Raw genomic sequence first — 24,131 nt, 5'->3', positions numbered from 1 at the left:
CTAAATGACCGACCGGACCAGAACAAAACCTTCGGCAGCGGGCCGGTGCACGGTCGCTCCACGCAACGTCGCAAGGGCGCGCAGGCTTTCGACGGATCGTTCATGCGGGGCGGGTTTGACCTGACTTGCAAACAGCGCAAAGGCGTCAATTTTGCGGTCGATGGTTTCGGATATATCGACAAAAACGTTCGGAACGAAGGGCGTCGTCAGATAGGGCGCGTTCCAGTTTGTTTCAGACAACGTCTCGTAGGCTGCAATTGTGGCGGGATAATCTGTTTGATGCGGCCGACTGGCCACCAGTGTCGACAGAAAGCTAAGCTGATGGTCCATGTGGATGTCGCCAGGATGCGGAGCAAAGATCAGCTCAGGGCCCAGCTCGCTCACCAATTTCCCGAGGCTGGCATTCAGGGCCGAATGTGGCAGTTCCGGCAGCTCGGCGGCTGGAAACTCCAGCCAATGGGTCTGTTTGACACCCAGCAGATCATGGGCCTGTTTAGCCTCGGCTGCGATGCGCTGGACCTGTTCGAGCGGAAACTTGGGTGGGCCTCCTCGCGTCACCACCACAACGTGGACATCGCGCCCGGCATCCGCAAGGCGCGCAATAGTACCACCAACGCCAAGGACCTCATCATCGGGATGAGGGGCGACAACAAGGACCGGTCCTTTACCTGCGTTGAACAAGTCAGTGGCGATCATCAGGCGTTCCTTAATTTTGAATGCAATGCGGGTGGCTTTTCGGCTCCGGACCACTCCAGAATATCAAGACAGCGGCCGTCGCCGCAGGCCACGGTGAAGGCCTGATCGTCGATTGCCTGAATCTGGCCGGGCAGGCCAATGTAATATCCGTCGGGTTCGGTGTATTTTGCGGCTGTCATCACGATGCACTGACCGTCAGACCCAAATGAATATGCGCCGGGGTAGGGTGGCCCCGAGGCGCGGATCAGGCGGTGAATTTCCTGGGCGGAGCGTGACCAATCGATCAACCCATCCTCGGGCCGGCGCCTGGCACAGAGGCTGACACCTGCTGTCGTTTGAGGTTCTGCTGGTATATCTCCGTCGGCGATCTGCGTGAGGAGCGGTGGCAACAGGCCAGACACTGCCCGCAAGGCGCGGTCGTAAAGTTCACGCGCAGTCACGGTTTCAGGGTCGACTGCATATCGTGCCTGCGCCGCAATAGGTCCATCATCGGCCCCTTCACCCAGCCAGAACAGCGAAGACCCCACGCTGCTTTCCTGCATCAGGATGGACCATGGAATGACACCGCGCCCGCGCAGCCGCGGAAGGGCCGAAGGATGAAATCCGATACATCCCAGACGCGGTATTGCACGGAATTCAGGGCCGCAAATCTGAGACCAACCTATGACCAGGATCAGGTCAGGTTCAAAGCTGGCAATCTGGTCTATGGTTTCGGTTGAGTTCGTCTTCTCGGTAAACAGCACCGGCACATTGTATTTGCGCGCAACCGGGGACAGATCGACATAGTCAGAGTGCCGCGAGCCCAGGTGTGGAGGGATCGTCACCACAAGACTCGGTACGTGACCTGCGGCACAGATCGAAACCAGAGCCCCGAGGGAAGATTCAACTGCACCTACAAATACGATCTTCACGCGGGTATCTCCTGCAGATTGAAATTCTTGAATTTATGGTCCTTTAACCATTCGTTTGCCGTCGCGATCCGGTCGGTGCGACGACGCTCTCCGCGCACTGCGACCCCGAGCGTTTCGCCCAGAATGCGCAAATCCAGACCCAGTGAGCGGTGGGCGACGTACCAAAGATCAAGCTGAAGTTTCTCGGAGTCGCTGAGATTGGTGTTACCACTGACCTGTGCCCATCCTGTCAGCCCCGGCCGTACAGAACAGCGGTATTGTCCTGCAGACCCGAAATCTTTGATCGTCGCCGGCAGCAATGGGCGGGGCCCAACCAACGCCATCTTGTTCTGAAGTACCAAAACCAGTTGGGGCAGTTCATCGATCCGCAAGCGCCTGATGATAGCAGTCGCCCGGGTTTGTCGCGCTGAGTCTGGCAGGAGCTTCCCTTCGGGATCGCGGGTCTCTTTCATGCTACGCAGCTTGAACAGCTGAAAATCATGGCCGCTCTGGCCTGATCTGATCTGAGAGAACATCAGCGGTGTGCCCACCGAGAAAAATACGATGACGCAGCCAATCAGAAAAAAGGGCAATGTCAGCACGCCCAATGTCAGGCATATCAGGATTTCAAGAAACCTGTTCACAACTTAATCCAACCCAAATCGCGGAATCCCGCGACTCACTATAAACACAACAACTACGAACGTTTGCGTCGTTCGTCGAAAAAACTTCGCCCACCCAGAGGCCATACCTCGCGATCAGGTGGAGAATATGAGTTCAATTTGTGCCAGTTCATTTTGATTTGCAAGAATTCTGCGGCGCAAATCTAGATTCGGGCGAAAAGGGTTTTGTAAACGTTAACTTGCGGAAAATTTCGGGTGGAATTCAGCAACGATTCTTGCGTGAATCTCTGATTGTCCTGCCAGGTGCGATAATGAGTGAGAGGGTCGTGTGATCCATCCAAAAGGAACCACCGCAATTCTTGTTCCGCATCATGCCCCGACTTTTGCGGCGTCATGCAGATTGATCAGGCGCAGATCATCCTCGGGGGGCATTCGGAGGCGATAGCCCGGACGTCAGTTACATTGACTGACCAGAGCTTTTGCACCAATCGACTTTGAGCGCTCGCTTGTCAGAAACACTGGCAACCACTATCCTTTAGGTAGTTCGCCCATCGGGTGAATGTGTGTATACGTTTAGCAGTTGCCGCCCGATTGCGTGTGATGCCTTGGGCGGTGTGTGGGATTTGATTTGAGTTTATCGGCTTCGTTATTCTAGAATCCGGGCCGTGATGTTTGTTGTAGTGAGTTTGGGAGACAGGGTTTGTTGAGCTGTTTCAAGATATTGTATGCGGGGCTTCTGCTCGTGTTATCTGCCACCGTTGTGGCGGCAGAGAGTTATCGTCTGCATCATCAGGATAAAATTTCACTACGCGCCATGCGCTGGGATCTGAACTCTTCCTCATATCTTCGTTGGGATGGGTTGTCCGGCGAATATACGGTCGCGCGCGACGGAACCCTGATGATTCCCTTGGTCGGAGAGGTCGCAGCCGAAGGTCAGACTGCTGCGGAACTGGCTGAGACGCTCGAGTTAAAGCTGCGTCGCCAAATCGGTATGATCGAGCCGCCAAAGATCGCGCTTGAGGTTGTGGGTCATCTGCCGGTTTACGTTTTGGGTGATGTGAACTCTCCGGGTGCGTATGACTATCAGGCTGGAATGACGGCTCAGCAGTTGCTTGCTCTGGCGGGTGGTCCCATTCGTCCGCCAATCCAGTTCACGTCAAACAACGACTATCAGATTCTCAGAATGGGGGGCGAGATACGGCTCTTGTCGACCCAGATCGAGGAACTGGAAGACGAAAAGAAAAGACTGTTGGCCGATCTGGCCAGTCTTGAGCAGAGCGAAAGTGGAGAAGGCGCACCAGAATCCCCCGAAGGATTGGAAGGTGAAATTCTGGCTGCAACGCTGAATGCCCGCGAAGGATTGGGTGATCGCATTCGGGATCTGCAGAGCATGCTGAAGGAACAGATTTCAAGCCTGACCATCCAGCTTGAGTTGCGCAATGCGCAGATTGAGAACATCAGCCGTGAGCTTGAGAACCTGACAGCGCTCAAGGAAAAAGGGCTGACGGTTTCGAACCGCGTCACAAGTATGACGAATATGCTGAACGATCTCGAAACCAAGCGATTGGACCAGGAAATCGCGCTGATGACAGCGCGGCAGGAACTGAACCGGGCTGAACGGGACGAATTGGAACTGGATGACAATGCCCGTTCTGATGCACTTGTTCAACTGAACAGGGTCGAGAGTGAACTGGCTTCGTTAAAAACCCGATTGGCGACAGCGTCCAGCCTGCACGGGGAATTGGCCGCAGCCGGTTTTCTGAGTGATGACGACGTTGCCAGTGAAACGGTGATTGAGTTTGCGGTGACCCGTGGTGAAGACGGGCAGGTGCAACGGTTCCAGGCGGCTGATCGGCTGATGCCCGGTGATACGGTCGAAGTGATCAGATCTATCATCGTTACATCCAACTGACCGCCGGGTTCGTGTAGTCCCGGCTTCAATTCAAGACAGTGAGCACTGTTAGGTTACAAGTTGCGCTCTGTCCTTGAATTTGGCCCGTTCGGTAGATCCCATCATCATGAGTGCTGTAAAATGAGCAAATACATGGGTCCATCGATCAGCTCCCGACACCGTTGCAAGAAAAGTTGAACGCCCCGGTCTGAAGGATGCTCGCGTCAGTGAGATGGGCTAATTTTATGCCTACAACATGGCCTCGTTGTACGGCCACAGATCCTGGAACTTGTAAACCTTGGGTGGCTGCGCAGCCGAAAAAGCGCAACGAATCGTCTGATTTCTTGGGGCCTTTGGCGGCATGTTCTGTTGCGCATAAAGAAACAAAAGGGGTGTTTAACGGCACAGGTTGCTGGAATCAGTCAAAATACGGGCGCGAAGGAAAGCTTGCTTCTTGATGAAAAACTGGCGTACCGGCTCGGAAAAAAGGCATTTCTTTGTCTGAACGGTGTCGTCAGCATGAAAAATAGTTTTTTATCCCCATATTGGTGTGATAGCGTTGACGCATAGTAAATTGACAAGGCCGCATGTTTGGCTGCGTTGTTTTTGTATTTTGGTGTGTACGAGTGAGAAGGGGGTCTTGGTTCTGGGTGCAGATTGTAACGTGCCTGAACCGTAGGGGGACTTTTAGACGATAACAATCAGCAGCCGGCGCGTGGTTTGCGTCGGTGCAGTAGTGTGGCTTTGAGGATTGGGCCTGTGGTTTTGGGCCGATTCAATTGAGTCGAGTGGTTTGGGGCAATTTTACGCCGGAGTTCTGAGTATGTACGAGCAAGAATTGGTTAAGCTCAAAAGTGGACTTGAAAAAGACAACTTGGTTGAACCCGAACAATTGTTCGCGGGCGTTCGGCCGAAGCTGAAGCAGAAACTCGCTGAACTGAGCGCCAATCGCCGGCTTGTGATTGGTGATGTTGCGGCATCCGCGATCTCGGTTGTGATGGCGGTTGTTCTGGCCAATGGCGGTGCTTTGCCTGCGCAGTTTGGATCGGTTTTGGTGCCACTGGTGCTGATGTCCTGTCTTATTGCATTGGCGATTTTGCCCATGTCCGGCATCTACAAGCGTCACACACGTTCAACATCCCTGCGTGATGTGACCCTGATCGTTCGCGCTTCGGCCCTTTCCGTTGGTGCACTGGCGTTGCTGGGGTCTGCAGTTCAGGCTACCGCGCAAATTCCTCTCGCGGTTTACTTCATTCAGTTCCTGCTTGTTGTGCCTGCATTCGGAACACTGCGCGTGCTTGCCCGCAGCACCGAACTGACCCGTATGACGCAATCGCAATCGACCGATGGCGATGGCAAGATTCCTGTGATCCTCGTGGGTACAGGTGCAAGCTGCGACTTGTTTGTCCGTTCTCTGCGGAATACGGAATCCAAGTATCAGCCGGTCGGCATCATCGATGATGCGCGCAATACGCAAGGCCTGTATTTCCACGATGTAAAGATCATCGGATCTTTGCTGGATGCGGACGCGGCGATCGAACGGCTGAAGTACTATGATGAGCTGCCGCAACGCCTGTTGTTGACTGAACCGGTAACCCATTTTGAAAGCGATGGTATTCGCAAGCTGACCCGCTGGGCAGAAGCTAACAGCATTACCGTGTCCCGTCTTACCGGATTGGAAGAGTTGGGCACCGAAAACAACGGTATCCGTACAGTCAATCCGGAAGACATTCTGGACCGCCCGCAAAAGGCGGTTGAGCGCTCGATGCTGCGCGAGATGTTCCAGGGGCGTCGTGTGCTCATCACTGGTGCGGGTGGATCCATCGGCAGCGAACTGACCCGTCAGATCGCTTCATTCGAACCGGCTGAGCTGGTGATGATCGAAAACACCGAATACAACGCCTATTCGATCGATATGGACTTGGGTCAGAACTTCCCTGATGTTGCCCGCCGTATTTACGTGGCTGATATTCGGAATGCGGGACGGGTGAATGCGATCTTTGAACGCCATCGCCCCGAGCTGGTATTCAATGCCGCAGCACTGAAGCATGTTCCGATGGTTGAACTGAACCCATGCGAAGGCGTTCTGACCAACGTGATCGGAACCCGCAACGTGGCTGATGCAGCGCGTAACGTGGGTGCTATCGCAATGGTTCAGGTTTCGACCGATAAGGCCGTCAACAGCACTAGCGTCATGGGCGCGACCAAGCGGGTCGCTGAATTCTACGTGCAGGCGCAAGACCGCGTCACGAATGAGACTGACGAAGAAACGCGTTTCTTCTCGGTCCGCTTTGGCAACGTTCTTGGGTCGTCCGGGTCGCTGATCCCGTTGTTCCAACGCCAGATCTCCGAAGGTGGTCCATTGACGGTTACCGATCCCAAAATGGAACGGTACTTCATGACCATTCGTGAGGCTGTCCAGTTGACTTTGGTTGCCGCAGCTAAAGGCCTGACACTCGAGAACAGCCATGGTGAGATCTTTGTTCTGGACATGGGTCGCCCGGTCAAGATTGTCGATCTGGCCGAGCGCATGATCCGCCTTGCGGGTCTGGTTCCCTATGAAGATGTAGACATCAAATTCATTGGTATTCGTCAGGGCGAAAAACTGTTCGAAGAACTGTTCGACGTCACCGAAGATCACCGCGAAAGCGGAATTCCTGGTGTAGCCTCGGCAATCCCCGAGGGTGTCTCGGCTGCCCGTCTGCGCGCCATGATCCTTAAGTTGGAACAGGCCGCACATGACGGGAACGATTTAGGTGTCAAGAAGCTGCTGAAAGAGTTGGTGCCGGGTTACGGTGCCAACGGTCTGCGGCCAATCGATGCAAAAGAACTGACCGCGCGTCCGGGCAAACCGAACATCAAACCTGTGCCAACTGAGAGCCTGGTCGGTGGCTTTACACGACCGGATGCATTGGAAACGATCACCGCCGGTCGCTAAAATTATTGTATAAGTTGTTGAAAGTTCCGGCCCTTCCGAGGGCCGGAAAAGCTACGAGTAACCAAAGCTCTTCGGAGCGAGCTAAAAATGCCTGGGTCAAACCATGTTGGCGGTATCGCTACTACCCGTTCTCATGCAGATCGTTTCGCCCGACTTCTGGGGGCGCCATATCTGGCACCCGGTTTACAGTTGTTTACCGATCCAGATCTGTCGAAACAGAACAAGATGAACGGCGCAGTTGAATTGAAGGCCCTGATTGATTCCAATCCTCTCGCCGCTTTCCTGCCCGGATATGATTCAGCGCTGGAAGAGTCATTGTTGCGCGATGCGGAAACAAACGGGCGCAGCCTGGGGCGAAATTCAGGGTTAGATAACCGTTACGATCAGGGTGTGATATACTCGAAAATAGCAGGTGAGGTAGATCGACCATGTCCAATCAACTGAGCCCGCTCGTTACCGTACGACCAATTTGCGCTCCACCGGCGCAGATGTGCAGATTTTAGTAAAAGGTTTTTTGAGGGAGTGGCACAAATGAAAACGGTACTTTTTGCAGGGGGACTGGGGTCTCGACTGGCCGAGGAAACGGTCTCGATACCGAAACCCATGGTCGAGGTCGGAGGCCGCCCCATCATCGCGCGTGTCATGGATATCTACAGCCACTTCGGGCACCGCGATTTTGTTGTTGCTGCCGGTTATAAATCTCTGATGTTAAAGCAGTTTTTTGCCAACTATCACCTGATTGCGAACAATATTTCTGTTTCGTTAGACACAGGTGAACTCAAGCTTGTGCCGTCTGCACCGGGCGGCTGGAATGTATCTGTTGTCGACACCGGGACCCACACGATGACCAGCGGGCGCATTCGCCGCCTCAAGGAATGGTTGGACCCAGACGAGACCTTTATGTGCACTTACGCAGATGGTCTGGGAAACATCGATATCAACGCCCTGATCGATTTCCACAAATCCCATGGCAAGCTCGCGACCGTTACCGCGGTTCAACCTCCTGCACGTTTCGGGAGCATTGAGCTGAAAGGCGATCGCGTGGATGCGTTCACAGAAAAAGTGCGCAGTCGCGAAACCTGGATCAATGGCGGGTTCTTTGTGTTTGAACCGGGTGTGATGGACTACATGGTCGACGATATGGAGCCACTCGAGCAATCACCGCTAAGCCAGATGGCCCGGGATGGTGAGTTGATGGCCTATCGCCACGATGGTTTCTGGCGTCCGATGGATACCATTCGGGATCGCAACGCTCTGGATGCTCTGTGTGAGGGCGAGACCCCGCCATGGCTGCAGTTCAATACAAAACCATCCGCCGAGTACCCGGCCATAGCAATCTGAGGCATTCATGACTGATCATTCCGATCAGATATTCGGCGGCCGCTTTTCCGGTCGCCGTGTCCTCGTGACAGGGCATAGCGGCTTCAAAGGCGGTTGGATGTCTGCCTGGCTTACCCGGCTGGGTGCGCATGTGACCGGTCTGGCTTTGCCGCCTGAGCCCGGTCCGTCATTCTATGCAGCATGCGGTATCGAACAGATTACAGATAGCCGTTTCGCCGATATCCGGGATGCTACGGCGCTGAATAAGACGTTGCAGGATGTGGATGCCGAAGTGATCTTTCACATGGCCGCGCAACCGCTGGTGAGAAAATCTTATCGTGAACCGGTTGAGACATTCGCGACAAATGTGCAGGGCACGGTTCACGTTCTGGAAGCTGCTCGCAGAATGCCGTCCTTGAGGGCGGTGGTCGTGGTGACCAGCGACAAGTGCTATGACAACCGCGAAGGGATTCGGGGGTTCCGTGAGAACGACCCGTTGGGTGGCAAGGATCCTTACAGTGCGTCCAAGGGCGCAACCGAGCTTGTAGCACAGTCCTACGCCCATTCGTTCTTTGCCGATCCGGATGGACCGCAATTGGCGACTGTTCGTGCAGGTAATGTGTTTGGTGGTGGGGATTGGAGCGAAGATCGCCTTGTGCCTGACATCATCCGCGCCTGGGAGCGAAACCTGCCAGTTGTGGTTCGCAATCCTGACAGCATCCGCCCGTGGCAGCATGTTTTGGAGCCGCTATCGGGTTACCTGCAGGTTGCTGATAAGATTTTGAGTAACGGTCCGGAGTTTGCCGGCGCCTGGAATTTCGGACCTGATGTTTCAGGCACGGTGGATGTTAGGGAATTGGCGGATATAGTCCGGCGCGCCTGGGGGGCAGGCGCGCCCGAGTTCAGTTTCTCTGACAAATATGATGATGCACCGCACGAGGCGCGAACATTACGTTTGGACATTACCAAGGCGCAAAGCCGGTTAGGCTGGCATCCGCGTCTGGATTTGCAAACGGGTATTGAGATGACCGTAGACTGGCATAAGGCCTATGCCGCCTCGGCAGATATTATACAAATGACTGCTGAGCAGATCAGTATCTTTGAAGATTTTTCGTCACCAGCAGATTTCAGTGACTGCACAGTCGCGGCCCAGTAGGTCGTGTGTTTTAGGAGACGGTTTTTGTTAGTGTATTATGGGCAAACGGTAGGCAATCGGGAAGTGGCCGACTCCGTTTTGGTGGTTCTAAGAACTTCGACCCAGATGGGGGTCCATCTGCGCGAGATGCAGGAAAGGCTCGCTGCGCTTCTCTACATAGCGTCACGTTCGAAAGGCTGCATTTGGTTAAGTGTAAGCCTTGTTGCACCGGCCTTTTGTAGGTCGGATGCTGGAGTTGAACGATGACGCGTGTTCTGATCACCGGAGCAACGGGTTTCATTGGTTCTCACCTAGTCAGAACATGCCTGACGCGTGGTGATGACGTCACTGCATTGGTACGTCCTTCCTCCTCGCTCGAGAAGCTTTCGGACGTGAGTTCGTCTGTAGAAGTGGTGCGCGCAGAGTTGACGGATGTAGCCTATGTGCAGTCGATTTTTGAGACCTGTCAGCCCCAGGTGGTGTTCCATGCAGCCGCGCAGATCAAGGTGCAGGCAAATGCAGCACTAGAGGGTTCTTTTGAAAGTGTGCAGGAAAACCTGCTTACTCTGTTAGGTGTTTTGAAAGCTGCCACAGTTTGCAAATCCCCCCCGCGATCATTCATCCGACTGGGTACAAATGCGGAGTATGGCGGTAACCCGGTACCCTATGTTGAGGCTCAACGTGAACAACCGCGCGACAGCTACGGGGCGTCGATGCTGGCAGGCACAAAGTACCTCGAAATGTTGCGTCTGCGCTTGCCATTTACTGTAGTCACCGCGCGACTGTCGTTGACATACGGACCGGGTCAAACGGGAACTCAGCTTGTTCCCTACCTTGTTGACAATCTGCTGCGTGGCCAAGCCGTACATATCGAACGACCGGATGATGTGCGTGACTTTATTCATGTCAACGATGTGGTCCGCGCCCTTCTGTTGCTTGCAGATAATCCGTCGGCTGGAAGTCCGGTTATAAACATCGGTACTGGCACGGCGACAAAGGTCAGAGATGTGGTGGAGGACCTTGTAAAACTGACCGGGGCCCCTGCCGAACTGATTGAATATGGTTCGCCACCCGGCCCGGTGATGAAACTGGTGAATGATCCTTCGCTAATAAAATCCCGGTATCCATGGGCGCCAAAGACGGCGCTGAAGGAAGGCCTGCGGGACACGGTTGAATGGTCCCGGAATGTTATGAGGTCAAAGGTTTTGACGGGGCAGAGCGCATGACAGCCGTAGCGATCCTGATACCTGCTAATCACAAAATGACCCGGGTCTGGTTGTCCTATGACCGCGTCCGTGCGGCGTTGGAAGAATTAAATGGTCTCATTGTCGAAGGACGCATGAACAGCCCGAACCCGTTAAAGCCCCGGCAGTTCACGTTGTGCGCCGCTTCAGCGCCCTTATCCCAAAAGGGCCAAAAGATCTCGAGGAGAGCGAAGTGAAAATTCTGATTATTCAGGGTGGTTTCGGTGCGGGTGGTGCCGAAAAAATCGTTTCCATTCTCGCCGCGCACAGATCCGGTATGGGCGACGATGTCTATGTCGCCGGGTTGACGATGCCGGAAGGGGGATCTTACTTTTCTTTTCCGGACGATGTGACGTTGATGGTGGCCAGTGACGACCCCAAGGCCCGCGGACAATGGGCGCGTCTGCAACATATTCGTCAGGTCATTCGTGAAGTGAAACCGGACCTCGTGATTACGTTTCTTACCAAGATCAACGTGTTGGCGTTGGCTGCAGTGCTGGGGTGGCGGGTTCCCATCATCATTTCAGAACGGAACAATCCAAAGGCCCAGAATGCCCATCCAATATGGCGCCACGCGCAAAATCTTCTGGCGCATCGGGCCAGAACCATCGTGATGCAGACCGAGCGTGCCAGTCAGGATTTGCCCCGATCCCTACAGCGCAAAGCGCAAGTTGTTCCGAATCCGTGTGCCCCGCTGGACGGCATTCGAGATCGACTGGGAAAGGGGAATAACCAACTCGTCGCAGTTGGCCGCCTGGATCGTCAAAAGGGGTTTGATCTCTTGCTGCAGGCGATGCCTCAGATACTCCGGGCCAATCCCGCGGCCAAGCTTACAATCTACGGCGAAGGGCCTGAAAGAACGGCGCTGGAAGACTTGCGCGATCAGCTTGGCCTTTGGGATGCGGTTTCATTGCCGGGTGCGAGTTCATCGCCGGGTGCCTGGATGGCAGGTGCGGACTTGCTGGTGTTCCCATCGCGATTTGAGGGTTTTCCCAACGTTGTTGCCGAAGCAACCGTCACCGGGTTGCCGGTTGTTTCCTTCGATTGCCCCAACGGTCCGCGTGAGCTGATCCGGCACGATGACAATGGGCTGTTGGTGCCACCTGAAGATGTCGATGCATTGGCAGCGGCGGTGATCCGGCTTTGTGAAGAACCGGAAACGCTGAACAGGATGCGGCAGTCCTTTGCACAAAACCTGAGCTGGCTTGCCCCGGACAACATTCTGGCGGTGTGGGATGAAGTCATCGAAGACAACACGATCAGGCAGATTCATCATGCATTGTGACCGCCAATCAACCAGATTTCTGGATAAACCTGCGGATCGCAGAGCGCGGGGCATCAATGGGAGTTCGTCTTGTTGCAGACACTGAAATCTCACGAGATATCTTCGAACCAAACGAGGCCAAAGATAGCGGTTGTCTCCAACCTTACGTCGTCGCTGTTGAATTTCCGATATGATTTGCTGAGGGATTTGTCCGAACGGGCAGAAGTGATCGCATGCGGCCCGGAGCGGCATGAACCCACGGAACGCGCATTGAAGGAGATCGGGGTCAAATTCGTTCAGTTTCCGCTGGCCCGCGCGGGTATGAATCCTGTGAGGGACCTACGTACATTGCGTGCGTTGGTGCAGGTGTTCAAAGAGTTCAAGCCGGATATTGTCTTCCCATACACAATCAAGCCGATCATTTACGGATGCCTCGCTGCCAAGATTGCGGGTGTCCCGCGCATATACGCGATGAATACCGGGTTGGGTTATGTGTATAGTACCCACAACTTAACCCTGAAACGTCGTGTGGTAAGGACACTGTCATCGTTCCTGTACCGAAGCGCGCTTAGAGGTGTCGACGAGGTTCTGGTCTATAACAAGGCCGACGAGAAAGAGTTTCGCGAAAGAAGACTGATCAACAATGCCACGAAGCTGAGCATCGTACCCGGCTCTGGTGTGAATCTTGATTCCTATGCGTTTTCCAATCCCCCCAACGGGGCGCCGGTTTTTTTGATGATCGCGCGTCTTTTGCGTGAGAAAGGTGTCTTCGATTTTGTCGAGGCTGCGCGGGAGTTGAAACGCAGACATCCCGAGGCCCGGTGCCAGCTGTTGGGGCCGATGGATGCAAACCCCGATTCCGTCAGTCAGCGAGATATCGATGAATGGTCTCGCGAGGGCATTGTCGAGTATCTGGGGGAAACGGCAGATGTCAGGCCGTATCTGGCCAATTGTTCCGTATTTGTATTGCCGACAGCCTACCGTGAAGGAATTCCGCGGGCCACTCTCGAAGCCATGTCGACGGGACGAGCGGTGATAACATCTGACGCGCCGGGATGTGCAGATCCGGTCATTGACGGAGAAACCGGATATGTGATCCCGGTTCGCAGCCCGGACAAACTGTGTGAGGCTATGGCGCGCTTTGTTGAGAACCCCGAGCTGATCGTCAAAATGGGTCAGGCATCGCGTGACAGGGCTGTGTCCGATTTCGACGTCAGAAGGATAAACACCATCCTTCTGGGAAAGATGGGTTTGCTGGCGGATGGTGAGACCCTCTGACCATTCATATTAACCATTTAAGATATGAGCAAATGACCAGTTTTGGGTGATCATGCGGTCAACAAGATCGTACAAATGCGAAATTTGATCTTCTTGTAGCAAAGAAAATCCACCGACCTACGGGATACCCCTAATACCCAGAATGGGGGCGATCGACTAGCGTAAGGTTAACTTGAATGAAGACCGGTGAGGCGCTTAGCCTGACCACTCACTCTGAAAATGACCAGCATATGGGGTGCTGGTCATTTTTCTTTGTGGGTAGGCTTAATTTTCGAATGTGCCATCAAAGCGATCCATGGTGTTTTCGGGCAAACGATTGCGCGGCACGGCATCCAAGGTTTTCGAAAATAGCTTTCCGATTTGGCGATTTAGTCTCGTAAACTTTCGACCAAAGCCGGAATTGACTACAATGCACTGGTGATTGGCTGATTGTTGCTGAGGCTGCGATACATTGAAGAATTCACCACCTAGAAACTTTCAGGTTTTTAGGGGCTTGTTCTTAGAAGTTTGTGGCTCCGGTCTGCTGGCTATTGGTGCAGAGTAGTTAGGCAAACCCTCTGATGCGACGTCGAAACCGTCAAAGTTTGGTTACCTATGAAAGCTAATTCCGGACCCCAAAATCAATTTGTGTTTTTGTGCAGCGATATAATTTCAGCAAACTAAATGATAAGAATAGTGACAATCAGAATCATCTGAGGACGTTTTAGAAACAGAAAGGTGTTTAAACTGTACCTGGTGCCATGGGTTAATTACCGACCCGGTTCTGGGATGTTCGTTTTAGTATTCCAGAACGTTTCAGATTGAGATTATGACCGGCTCTCGTTCCAAATCATTGGTGAAGCGAATTGCCAAGAACATGTCATGGCTGTTCTTGTCCCAAATCCTTGTTGCCTTCTTTGGCCTTGCCAGCCTGATCATTACAGCTCGGGCCTTGGGCCCAGCGGCTGTTGGGATTCTAGCTCTTGTCGATGCATATGTGCAGATTCTGGACCGCCTTTTCAGGTTGGAGCCCTGGCAAGCGGTGATCAAGTATGGGAGCGAAGCGCTCGCACAGGATGACACATCGCGCTTTCGTCATCTGGTCAAGCTATCAGTCGTTATCGATATCCTTGGTGGATTACTGGCAGGTACAATTGCCCTGTTGTTAGCACCCACTCTGGCGCCGCTGATTGGGCTGCCAGAAGATATCGGTTCATCGTATATCTCACTGGTCGCGATCGGCCTGTTCCTGTCGCTTCGGCCAACAGGTATCGCGGTACTGCGTATTTTTGACAGGTTCGATGTCCTTGCGATTTCCGACATGGTGATAGCTGGTCTGCGCTTTGTTGGCATCGTGATTGCCTACATGCTCAGCCTCGATATCTGGGCATTTCTTGCGCTGATGCTGATGCATCAGGTCCTGACCGGGCTGGTGGCCTTTTCCCTCGCAGTGAATGAATTACGAAAGCGTAGCCTGCAGGCCTTTATGAAGCTGAAATTGTCTCAGGCGTTTTCAGACAATCCGGGTTTTCTGCGCTTTCTTTGGAACTCAAACTTCAACGTAATTCTCAGACAATCGACACAACGACTGGATGTGATCGTGGCTGGCGCAATGTTGGATGTGACCGCAGTGGGTTTCTATCAGGTCGGCAAACGCATCATGACAAATGTCGTGCGGCTTGGCGCCCCAATTCGGCAGGTTCTATATCCTGAAATGACACGCCTCTGGGCCAGTGCCGAATTTGGAAAATTCTGGCGTCTTGTGCGCTATGTCACCTTCGCAATGTTTGGTGTTTCTCTGATCGTATCCTTGCCATTGGCGTGGAAGATGCCGGAAATCGCGGTTTTGCTGTTTGGCCCTGAGTTCCGTGAGGCAGCGCCGGTGATGACCATCCTGATGTTTGCCGCGGTCCTTTATCTTGGCGCCTTGGTTCTGAACCCGGCACTGTTGAGTATGGGATTGGATAGCGCATTGGTCAGAACGACTTTCGTTTCGACCTGCATTTTTGCAATCTCGTTCCTGCCGCTGCTTTATTGGTTGGGGATCGAAGGCATTGCGTTAACACATGTGCTGTTCAATCTCGTCTGGACGCTGGGATGTATCCTGTCCATCCGGGCATATCTGGCGAGGAACAAATGACAAGTCAAAGCTTCCGACACCTGATCACCGTTTTACCGAGTAACTGTTTTACGAGCTTCCAGAGATACCAATGCCTAAGAAAATCCTATTCCCCTTTGAGGGTGACACAGTAATCGGCGGTAGCCATGTTTCAGCAATGAAGCTGGCAGCAGCGCTGGATCGGTCCAAATACGAACCCCACATCCTGATCCACTATGAGGCTGGACCTGCTGCAGACTATGCGCAATCGCTTGGGCTGGATTTTGAGGTTTTGGAAGAACCCAGCCTGATGTCGCCAGGGGGCTTGAGCTATCCCAAGGATTGCGGGGCGGGGGCTTACATGATCTCTAGCATGCGCCGTCTAGTGTCCACCTTGTCTCGCATTGACCCCGACATCGTGCACACGAACGAAGGCCGGATGCATGCCAACTGGGTGTTGCCGACCAAGCTGGGGGGCAAGAAACACATTTGGCATCATCGCCAGGATCCAACCGCGTTTGGCATCAACAAGCTGGCGCCATTGTTTTCTGATCACATCATCAGCGTCTCGCAGTTTGCAAAACCCAGCAAACCGCTTCGATCGGTTGATCAGAAATTTACAGTGGTTCGCAGCCCATTTGATTTCAATCCAAACCCGCCCGATCGTGAGACCAGCCGCCAAGCGGTTCTTGCCGAGATGAACTTGCCGGATAACGCCATTTTGCTGGGCTATTTCGGGAATTTCGTCACCAGAAAACGCCCTGATCACTTCGTTAAGGTCATTGCAGCCATTCAGAAGGCGATGCCTGATGTACCGGTTCACGGCTTCCTTTTTGGCAGCGTTGCTGAACGAGACGAAGAACTGAAGCAATCCTGCCTCGATATAGCTGCAGATGCGGGCATTACGGATAGCATTCATCTGATGGGATTCAGGCAACCGATTGATGGCTATATGGCGGCGATGGATGCCAATCTGGTAACCGCGTTGGACGAACCTTTTGGCCGCACTCTCATCGAAGCGATGTATCTGGGAACACCCGTTGTCGCGACACGCCATGGTGGCAATATCGAAGCGATCAGGGATAGGGAAAACGGCTTTCTGGTTGATCCGTTCGATCCGGCCGCGTTCGTTGAGCCCGTTAAGCAACTGCGCCAGGACAAGGAGCTGCGCGATCGCATCTCGGCAACCGCGCAAGCGTATGCGAACGAAAACTTCGGTCTTTCAATCCACGTCCAAGGTGTCTGCGAAATCTATGATCGGTTGCTGTCCTGACGATTGACAGAACGAGGCGTCAGGGAGCATCGATTTTATAATAGGTGTTCCCCGCAACAAACCCATCCAGTCCAACCTGGCGCGCATAGTGCGCCAAATCGCTGGTCTTGTTGATAAAGCCCGAGTTTTTGAAGTTCAGAGAGGTGTTGCATAGTACGCCGACACCGGAGATCGTTTTGAACTCATTCAATAAATCGTAGAAGAATGGGTTCTGATCACGCTCGACAGTCTGCACGCGTGCTGACCCGTCGACATGTGTTATTGCAGCAAGATCCGGGTTTTTGACCCGATGAAAATCAAGCATGTAAGGTGAAGAACCGGATAGATCAAAGTGCTGGACGGCGTCTTCCTGCAGCACTGATGGAGCGACGGGACTGTTCAGTGCTCGTCCTTTGATGCGGTTCAGTCTGACCCGCGTTTCGCTGGAAAATGGCGCAGCCAGAATTGAACGGTTGCCAAGGGCTCGTGGTCCAATTTCGCAATTCCCGCGCGTCCAGCCGATGATCTGACCATCCATCAGGGCCTGCGCAACGACTTTGAGGTTGAGCTCTGACATGGTGATGCCATCAGTATCGACCTTGTCGTCACAGAATGACTGACCGGAATAGACCGACCAATCCAGCTTGGCGCGACCGGTAAAGTGGCGCATAGCATCGACGGCAGTACCGATTGCACAACCTGAATCACCAGTGGTCGGGGGAATAAACACCTCACGGAACAAACCACTTTCTTTCCAGCGTGTGTTCCAGTGTCCGTTCAATCCGCAGCCGCCAGCGATAAGCAGCGGGTAGCTTTGATTGAGGTTCTTTTCTGCGAACTGGTGGAACCGGTCAAAAATGGCATCTGAGAGTTTGGTTGCGAGGTTCTTCAGCTTTTGGCTGTCAGTGCCAATGTTGAAAAAGGGCGAATTCACAAAGGAGCTTTTGCGCAACGGATCAGTTGCCGTGTTAATGGACAAAACCTGATCAATCAGCGCTTGTTCGTCTTCGTCCGCTGGGCCGTTTTCACCAAATGCACAGGCGGCCATCAACCGTCCAGGATCTTCAGGCCGCAACTCGCCGCCGGAAATCGGGAAGTCCGGGTCGGCCAGCGCGTAAAGAAAGGCAAATCGTGTGCCCGGAGATGTCATCACCTGACCCAGATGGCGAATATTGAGCTTGGCGTCTATCTCATAGAAATCACCCAACGCGCCTTCCCAAAGCAGGACATAACATGGCTCACCCTGCTGGAAGGGTGAAAGGGCGTAGCTACACCAGATATGCGCGCGTTCATGAGTCGACGAATAATAGTCCACCGACTTGCCGAAAAACGTGCGTTTGCCGATACTCTCGGACCCAGGGCCTACACCAAAATACCCCGCACCCGACGTGGTGACATGATCCGATCCATTGCTTGACCAGCCACTGAGGGCCAAAACATCCGGCAGGTCTTTGAACCAAAGCCCCGCGTCAATGAAGGTGTCGGGAGTTACCGGGGTGTATCTGGGAAAACTGTTCTTTTCGGCCTCGTAGGAAAACAGCAGTTTCTGATCGGCACTGTCGATACCGGCAACCGTGCCGTCATGACCCGATTTAAACGACAGAATATTCATTTCACGAACCTCACAACGCTGGCCGAACCACTTACATCCCGATCGCGCCAGAGACCGTGGAGGCACGCCAGAAGACAATCAAAAATACAAATGCGGCCCAACTAAATCAGCCGCTCAAATACAGCCTAACAGATGGTAGGGAGGGCTTGTAAACTAACTTTGACCACGGTGAGTGAGGCGGGTGGCTTAGGCAGACATTCGTAAACGGAAAGGTAAATTTTCGGACATTGTTTACCAAAGTAAATGTTGTGCCCGAGCTGTCGGGCGAGCGTTTTTAACGCCGATTGGACCACAAAACTCATTTGTGGAGAAAGGTCCAGCTGGCAGTTTGGATCAGCCGATTTGACCAGACCCAGTAACAAAAAAGGGCCGGTCAATTGACCGGCCCAGATTATACAGGTGAACCGAGGGATCAGTTCGACGCTGCCATCAGTTTTTCATTATGCTCGCGCAGGGTATCGGAAACGATGGCGTACCACTCACCCGATTCACGCATCTCGTTCAGACCCTTGTTCAGCATGGCCAGGTACTGCTTGCCGAACGGGTTGCTGCGGTGTGCGATGAAACGCAGCGACGACAGCGAGGTCACGAATGGGTTTTCGATCATGTCGTTCTGGTTCAGGCCCATTTCCGACATGGTGTCCGAGAACAGCTGAACTTCGAAGGTGGCGATGTCCGCGGTACCGGTCAGAACCGCATCAAGGCACTCACGCGCGGTGATCGGCTGCATCAGGGTCATGGATTCGCCGTTGTGCAGGCCTTCTTGTTCCAGATCGTGGATGAACCAACCGTCCATACGGCAGATGGTTGCGCCTTTCAACTCGTCGAAGGTGGTGGCGTTGGCGTAGTTGCTCTCTGGCAGGGTGTAGAAGCCGACAACAATGTCATACACCGGAACAGACGAGTCGAACTGGGTGCAGCGTACTTCGGTTTCCCAAGACCACTCATAGGAACGGTTGGTGCAGTCAGGCATGTTCCATGCCATCGATACATCGAACGCGCCGAGCGGCAGCAGGGTTTCCAGGTGCGAGTTCCAGTCATCTACGAAGCTGACCGAGTAGTCGCGCGCGTTACCGCCACGCTGCAGCGCTGTGGTGCCCAGACGGGTAATCGCACCACCGCCGTTCAGCGATTCATCCGCGAAAGGTGCCCAGCCGTTGCCGGTGACCAACTTGATCGGCGGCTGGTAAACGCTCGAACGTTGGACGCTTGCAGCACGCTGTTCTTCCGCCGCGATGATCTCTTGGGCCGAACGGCCGTTCGGCAGGCTACCGTCTTCACAAGGCAGGGCCAGTACCAAGCCCGGCTCCAGCGAGTTCGGGTTAGTGATGATGTTACGGTTCGCGTTAAAGATCGGCTGGTAGTTCGATGTGCCGTAAGCCGCGATGGCGATCGTCGCCATCGTGTCACCGTCGACAACCGTATAGTTTGTACAAGCTTCCTGTGCAGCGGCTGCACCGGCGCTCAGCGCAGTAACGGCTGCGGCCGACATCACTGCTTTCTTCAGTTTCAATTCAAACATGTCCACTTCCTCCAGACTTTTGTTTTGTCAGGCCTCTTGGGGCCTTAGCCATTTTCCATTTGATGACGCAGGGCGGTCGACACGATGTCGCGCCATTCACCCGATTGCTGCATGATCGCCAGACCCTGATTAAGCGTCTCTAGGATCGCTTCCCCATCTGGATTATCTTTGTGGGTCATGACGTTAAGCGACTTTACCGCCGCCAGGTTGGGGTTTTCGATGATCTGATGTTCGTAGCCGAGGCGACTGATGGCTTCGACCGCGAGATGTGCCTCAATCGCGACGATGTCCGCACGGCCATCCATGACGGCGTGGAAGCACTCGTCAGGCTCAACCGGGCGAAGCATCGTGATAGCTGGTTCATAGAGGCCGACCGCATCCATATGCGACAGCGACCAGCCTTCAGGACGGCAAATCGTGGTGCCAGCAAAATCAGCATAGGTCAGAGTTTCCTCGTAACCGCTTCCTTCCTTGGCAAAGAAGGTGTCCACAACTTCATAAAACGGGTTCGAGAAGTTGTAAGTTTCGCAACGCACGCGGTCTTTTTCAGACAGGGCCTCTGCTTCTTCACAGTTCGGTCGCGACCAAGGGAAGGTGGCGTCAAATGCCAAAGTCGGCATCAGCAAATCCAAGTGCGATGACCAGTCGTTGACGAACTGGATCTTATAGGCCTGCTCTGGCGCGGCCCGGAACATGGCGGTTTCAACCAACTGGGTATACAGACCACGATGTGGCAGGGCCTCGTCGGTGAACGGGGCGTAGTTGCCGCCAGTGATCAGTAGCAGCTGGCGATCGCGGATCTCGGGGCGTTCGCCGCTTGTGGCATTGCGGATCAGCGCGGCACCTTCGGCGCGGGCTGCCTCAATTTCCTTCTTCGCCTCTGCCTTGGCCGCAATCACGGCCTCTTCGCTGGTCTTCTTGGCCTCGGCTTCGGCTGCAGCAACACGCGCTTCGGCATCTGCAATGGCTTGCTCGGCGCGTGCTTCGGCGGCTTTGACCAGCTCAGCAGCCATTTCCGCGGCCATGCGCTCGGCTTCAGTATCACCCTGAGGTATAGCGCGGCCCACGTCTTCTAGGCAGGGGAATTCCAGAACGTCGCCGACCCGGATTATGTTCGGGTTGGACCCGATCACGTCGCGGTTTGCATCATAGATGATCCGGTAATCTTCGGTCGAATAGACTTGGATTGCCAGTTCCCGCAGGCTGTCGCCGCGCTGGATTTCATATGTTGAACAAGCCTCTTGCGCCGAGGCTGCCCCCGTCGCGGCAGCAAGTGCCAGGCTGGATATGATCAGGTGTGTTCGCATGAGTCCTGTTGCTTTGCCTTTTTTGGTTATTGTCCTGCCGGCTTGACGACGGCGATTGAAACGTTGTCCTGGTCGGGATCCTCCTTGGCCTGCAGCGCCTGCAGCAGGGTATCGGCGATGTCCTGAGATAAAGACTGCGCATGATCATTCAGGATCGACTGGATCTCGTCATTGCTGAGATATTGCAGTCCATCACTGCCCAGGATCAGGATGTCATCCGCATTCAGAACCAGAGGCTCCTCGGGACAATCGACCTTGGGAATGGATGCACCCATGATCACCGACGTCAGCTGATTGCGGTCGGGGTGTGACCGCGCCTCGTCAGGGGACAAAATCCCCTTGGCGACCTGCGCATCGATCTCGGGTGCCATTGAATGGTCTTCGTTGATTTGGGTCAGTGTGCCGTCCCGATACAGGTACATCGGGCTGTCACCGATCGAAATCCAGAACACCCGCTGCCCCAGAAGCAGCATGCCCAACAAGGTCGAACCCATGCTGAAACCCTGGCTCTGTTCGTCACCGTGATTGGCAATTGCTGCGTTGGCCTGCATCGCAGCCATCGGCAGTGCATCGATCAATGCGCCTTCGGCAGCATCGGGATCTTCCATCTGCGTATCGACCACTTCTCTCCAGGCGGAAAGAACCAGCTCTGATGCAACTTCACCCGCTTCGTGGCCACCCATACCATCGGCCACCACAACATAACCCGAGTTCGAAGCATCAAAGACACGAGCGGCGATCGCATCTTCCTGCGTTTCGCGCTGACCCTGGTTCAGGATCAGTGCAATGTCATATGCCGGAGTCGCCAGCATCTATTATGCGTCCCGCCAATCAAAGCCATCGTCGCAGAAGGCTGCAAAACGAAGAGAGGTTTCGCTGATACGGATCAGGTCTCCGCTGTTCAGTGCGATGGTGCTAAGCACCGGTTTGCCATTCAGGCGCACAAGGTTGGCCTTACCGCCATGTCCCAGATAGCATTTGCGATCTTCCGGGTCATAAGCAATCACAGCATGGTTGCTGCGCGAGATACCCGTGTCACCGAAATCAAGCTGAATGGCTTGATCATCGTTACGACCAATCTGCATCAGCCCTTCGGTCAGTGTAACACTGGAGCCGCGGCCCGGACCGCTGGTCACGACCAGCCAACCTACGGGGAAGGTTTCTTGTGCCGCTTCGGTCTTGGCGACCGGTTCGGCGCTTTCCATCAGATCCTGAACATGCGTGTCCGCGCGTTCGAAGCCAAGGAAAGTGGTTTTGACGCGCGACCGGCGATCCTCGGCGGGTGCTGGCGCTGCAAGCGGTTCTGGCTGTGTATCTTGCTCAGGTTCTGCTGCGACCTGCTCAGCTTCAACTGGCTCAACCGGGGCTTCGGGTGCTTCGGCAACCGGTTCAGGCTCAGCGGTGACAGCTTCTGCTGGCGCTTCAGCTTCTGCCGGTGTTTCAGATTCTGCCGGGGTCTCAGCTATTTCTTCACTTGTGTCTGCAGATGCCTGCGCGACGGCAGCCAACATATCTTCTTCTTCGGTGCTTTCAGCGGTCTCGGTCGGTGCCACGTGCAGGGTGACGACTTGTTCCTCTTCGACAGCTTCTGCCTCGACGGCCGGTGCCTCAGCAACAGTTTCTTCAGCTTCGGCAATCTCGCCTTCTTCGGCTTTTTCTTCGCGCTCGGCGAAGTCAGGCATCTTTTCTTCGGGGATAAGCTCATCGGATTCTTCGTATGAATCGGATGACAGATTACCACCGGCCAACGCCTGACGCAGTGCATTGAAATCCGCAATTGGTTCCTGCTGATCTGCGGCTTCTTCTTTGGGCTGCTCGGTTTCGGCTTCTTTGGCTTTGCCGGCACCTTCGAGAAGCCGGCTGAGAGGGCTTTTGTATTTGAACATGGTGTCGACACCTTTTTGAATTCTGGGCATGGGGGTTGAGAACCCACGCGTCTGCTACTGTCCTCTGCGCGCAAGTTGCGCAGTGGTACTGATGATTGAAAAAACCAGAGAACTCTTACTTTCCGCGGCGGGCCGGTCCCCGTCAGGATGGCTGTTCAGGCAGCCACCCTCAGCAAAACACACACTGGCGGATTACAATTGAACCGGTCAGACTACTCCTGCGCTAACTGCATGACAGCAGTTGTCTCGGCCCCGTTGCGCAAAACAGTCAGTCGCGCTTCGGGTTGATCATTGGAAACAAGCTGGGCCAACGCCTCATCCAGACTTTCCGGACTATCGATGACCGTGTCGGTGTTGTTTTCCCGCAGCAAGATATCCCCTTGTTGCAGCCCACCGGCATGCGCAGCAGGCACATTGGTGACAACGGTCTGCCAACCTGCATCAGAGGTATTGCGCACGGTCAGGCCATACCCGTTCTCTAGACCGAACATGCGGATTGCGGGCAGGGCGAGCAGACCATTCTTGGCCCGTGTCTCACCGATGGGGCGATACCGCGCCGCGACGCGAATATAACCGTCAGGATCCACCTTGAGGTCGTCCAGTACCTGCGCAGCAAAGGTTGCATCTGCACGAACCGGTTTTCCGTTCAGCGTATAGATAGCTGCTCCGCGCTTAATCCAGTCACCGATGACGGACATGTCCCGGTTAGGATCGACGCCGGTAATCGCGATAGTGCTGCCGGTCGAGGCACGCCGCTTGGCCGTTGCAAATGGGATTTCGACGTCCCAGTGTCCAAAGGCAACCTGGTTCTCAGCCAGATTCACGGGCGTGGCAGGAGCCGGAGTTTCAGCTGCGGCTGTAGCGGCTTCTTCCGCAGAAGGTTCTGCAGCTGCGGTTGCCGTTTCTTCCGGCTGAACCTCGGCGGGCGCAGTCTGAGGCTGCTCGACAGGTTCGCTTTGTGCCTGCTCGACAGGCTGTTCCTGTGCTGCTGAATTGTTCTGGGCAGTTTCTGTTTCTTCCGCTGCCGCAGGTGCCGGTTCTGCCGGAGTCTCTGCCGTCTGTTCAGCAGGCTCGGGGGTCGGAGCTTGCGTTTCAGGTGCAGGAGTTACCTCAGCTGTTTCTGCCGGGGCTTCGGGTTCGGACTTGTCACCCGACAGTACGAAAAAGCCACCTGCAGCGATTGCCACCGCCACAAC

At 54.4% G+C, this 24,131-nt stretch carries 18 protein-coding genes and 1 pseudogene; 10 read left to right on the top strand and 9 right to left on the bottom strand.

What is annotated here, in order from left to right; translation table 11 throughout:
- The 3 genes from E1297_RS33140 to E1297_RS33130 are packed head-to-tail and all read right to left on the bottom strand — an operon-like array spanning position 1 to position 2,230.
- Positions 1-696: a PIG-L deacetylase family protein gene (locus tag E1297_RS33140; protein WP_155145640.1), complete on the bottom strand. Its 696-nt coding sequence runs from the start codon at positions 694-696 to the stop codon at positions 1-3.
- Positions 696-1,607, bottom strand: coding sequence for a methionyl-tRNA formyltransferase (locus tag E1297_RS33135; protein WP_155145637.1), 912 nt, complete (start codon positions 1,605-1,607; stop codon positions 696-698). Before E1297_RS33135 ends, E1297_RS33140 begins: the two co-directional genes overlap by 1 nt.
- Positions 1,604-2,230, bottom strand: coding sequence for a sugar transferase (locus E1297_RS33130; protein WP_155145635.1), 627 nt, complete (start codon positions 2,228-2,230; stop codon positions 1,604-1,606). The genes E1297_RS33135 and E1297_RS33130 overlap by 4 nt, the downstream gene beginning before the upstream one ends.
- A 682-nt stretch (positions 2,231-2,912) precedes the next feature.
- On the opposite strand from E1297_RS33130, the gene E1297_RS33125 reads away from it, so the two are divergent.
- From E1297_RS33125 to E1297_RS33080, 10 genes are all read left to right on the top strand, one after another.
- Positions 2,913-4,121, top strand: a complete 1,209-nt coding sequence (locus tag E1297_RS33125) for a polysaccharide biosynthesis/export family protein (RefSeq protein ID WP_196223458.1) — start codon at positions 2,913-2,915, stop codon at positions 4,119-4,121.
- An 802-nt stretch (positions 4,122-4,923) separates the two neighbouring features.
- The gene (locus E1297_RS33120) at positions 4,924-7,038 is read left to right on the top strand and encodes a nucleoside-diphosphate sugar epimerase/dehydratase (RefSeq protein WP_155145631.1); all 2,115 of its coding nucleotides are present in this window, start codon (positions 4,924-4,926) and stop codon (positions 7,036-7,038) included.
- Positions 7,039-7,125: 87 nt separating this feature from the next.
- Positions 7,126-7,482 (top strand): hypothetical protein, encoded by a 357-nt coding sequence (locus tag E1297_RS33115; RefSeq protein ID WP_155145628.1) that lies wholly within the window; start codon positions 7,126-7,128, stop codon positions 7,480-7,482.
- Positions 7,483-7,569: 87 nt separating this feature from the next.
- Positions 7,570-8,379, top strand: coding sequence for a glucose-1-phosphate cytidylyltransferase (gene rfbF, locus E1297_RS33110; RefSeq protein ID WP_155145625.1), 810 nt, complete (start codon positions 7,570-7,572; stop codon positions 8,377-8,379).
- A 7-nt stretch (positions 8,380-8,386) separates the two neighbouring features.
- Positions 8,387-9,514 (top strand): CDP-glucose 4,6-dehydratase, encoded by a 1,128-nt coding sequence (gene rfbG, locus E1297_RS33105; RefSeq protein ID WP_155145623.1) that lies wholly within the window; start codon positions 8,387-8,389, stop codon positions 9,512-9,514.
- A 242-nt stretch (positions 9,515-9,756) separates the two neighbouring features.
- Positions 9,757-10,719 carry an NAD(P)-dependent oxidoreductase gene (locus E1297_RS33100; RefSeq protein ID WP_155145621.1) on the top strand — a complete coding sequence of 321 codons (963 nt, stop codon included), beginning with the start codon at positions 9,757-9,759 and terminating at the stop codon, positions 10,717-10,719.
- Positions 10,720-10,930: 211 nt separating this feature from the next.
- Positions 10,931-12,022, top strand: a complete 1,092-nt coding sequence (locus E1297_RS33095) for a glycosyltransferase family 4 protein (RefSeq protein WP_155145619.1) — start codon at positions 10,931-10,933, stop codon at positions 12,020-12,022.
- Between the two features lie 69 nt (positions 12,023-12,091).
- Positions 12,092-13,279, top strand: a complete 1,188-nt coding sequence (locus E1297_RS33090) for a glycosyltransferase family 4 protein (protein ID WP_244327975.1) — start codon at positions 12,092-12,094, stop codon at positions 13,277-13,279.
- 808 nt (positions 13,280-14,087) lie between these two features.
- Positions 14,088-15,398: a lipopolysaccharide biosynthesis protein gene (locus E1297_RS33085; RefSeq protein WP_155145617.1), complete on the top strand. Its 1,311-nt coding sequence runs from the start codon at positions 14,088-14,090 to the stop codon at positions 15,396-15,398.
- A 70-nt stretch (positions 15,399-15,468) separates the two neighbouring features.
- Positions 15,469-16,629 carry a glycosyltransferase family 4 protein gene (locus E1297_RS33080; RefSeq protein WP_155145615.1) on the top strand — a complete coding sequence of 387 codons (1,161 nt, stop codon included), beginning with the start codon at positions 15,469-15,471 and terminating at the stop codon, positions 16,627-16,629.
- Positions 16,630-16,648: 19 nt separating this feature from the next.
- Here E1297_RS33080 and E1297_RS33075 read toward each other — a convergent pair whose 3' ends face one another.
- From E1297_RS33075 to E1297_RS49960, 6 genes and pseudogenes are all read right to left on the bottom strand, one after another.
- On the bottom strand, positions 16,649-18,220 hold the full coding sequence (locus E1297_RS33075) for a carbamoyltransferase C-terminal domain-containing protein (RefSeq protein ID WP_155145613.1): 1,572 nt from the start codon (positions 18,218-18,220) through the stop codon (positions 16,649-16,651).
- Positions 18,221-18,632: 412 nt separating this feature from the next.
- Entirely contained in the window at positions 18,633-19,742 is a 1,110-nt protein-coding gene (locus E1297_RS33070; RefSeq protein ID WP_155145610.1) for a transporter substrate-binding domain-containing protein, read from the bottom strand.
- A gap of 44 nt (positions 19,743-19,786) precedes the next feature.
- Entirely contained in the window at positions 19,787-21,049 is a 1,263-nt protein-coding gene (locus tag E1297_RS33065) for a transporter substrate-binding domain-containing protein (protein ID WP_155145609.1), read from the bottom strand.
- A 26-nt stretch (positions 21,050-21,075) separates the two neighbouring features.
- A complete protein-coding gene (locus E1297_RS33060) occupies positions 21,076-21,861 on the bottom strand; it encodes a PP2C family serine/threonine-protein phosphatase (protein WP_155145606.1) in 786 nt (261 codons plus the stop codon).
- Between the two features lie 3 nt (positions 21,862-21,864).
- Positions 21,865-22,935 (bottom strand): FHA domain-containing protein, encoded by a 1,071-nt coding sequence (locus tag E1297_RS33055; RefSeq protein WP_155145604.1) that lies wholly within the window; start codon positions 22,933-22,935, stop codon positions 21,865-21,867.
- Positions 22,936-23,147: 212 nt separating this feature from the next.
- Positions 23,148-24,131 (bottom strand): annotated as a pseudogene (locus tag E1297_RS49960) (hypothetical protein); the annotation flags it as partial.

It is taken from the genome of Roseibium sp. RKSG952 (assembly GCF_009711355.1).
Note: the sequence above shows the minus strand (reverse complement) of the source record. Positions and strands in the feature narration are given on the sequence as shown.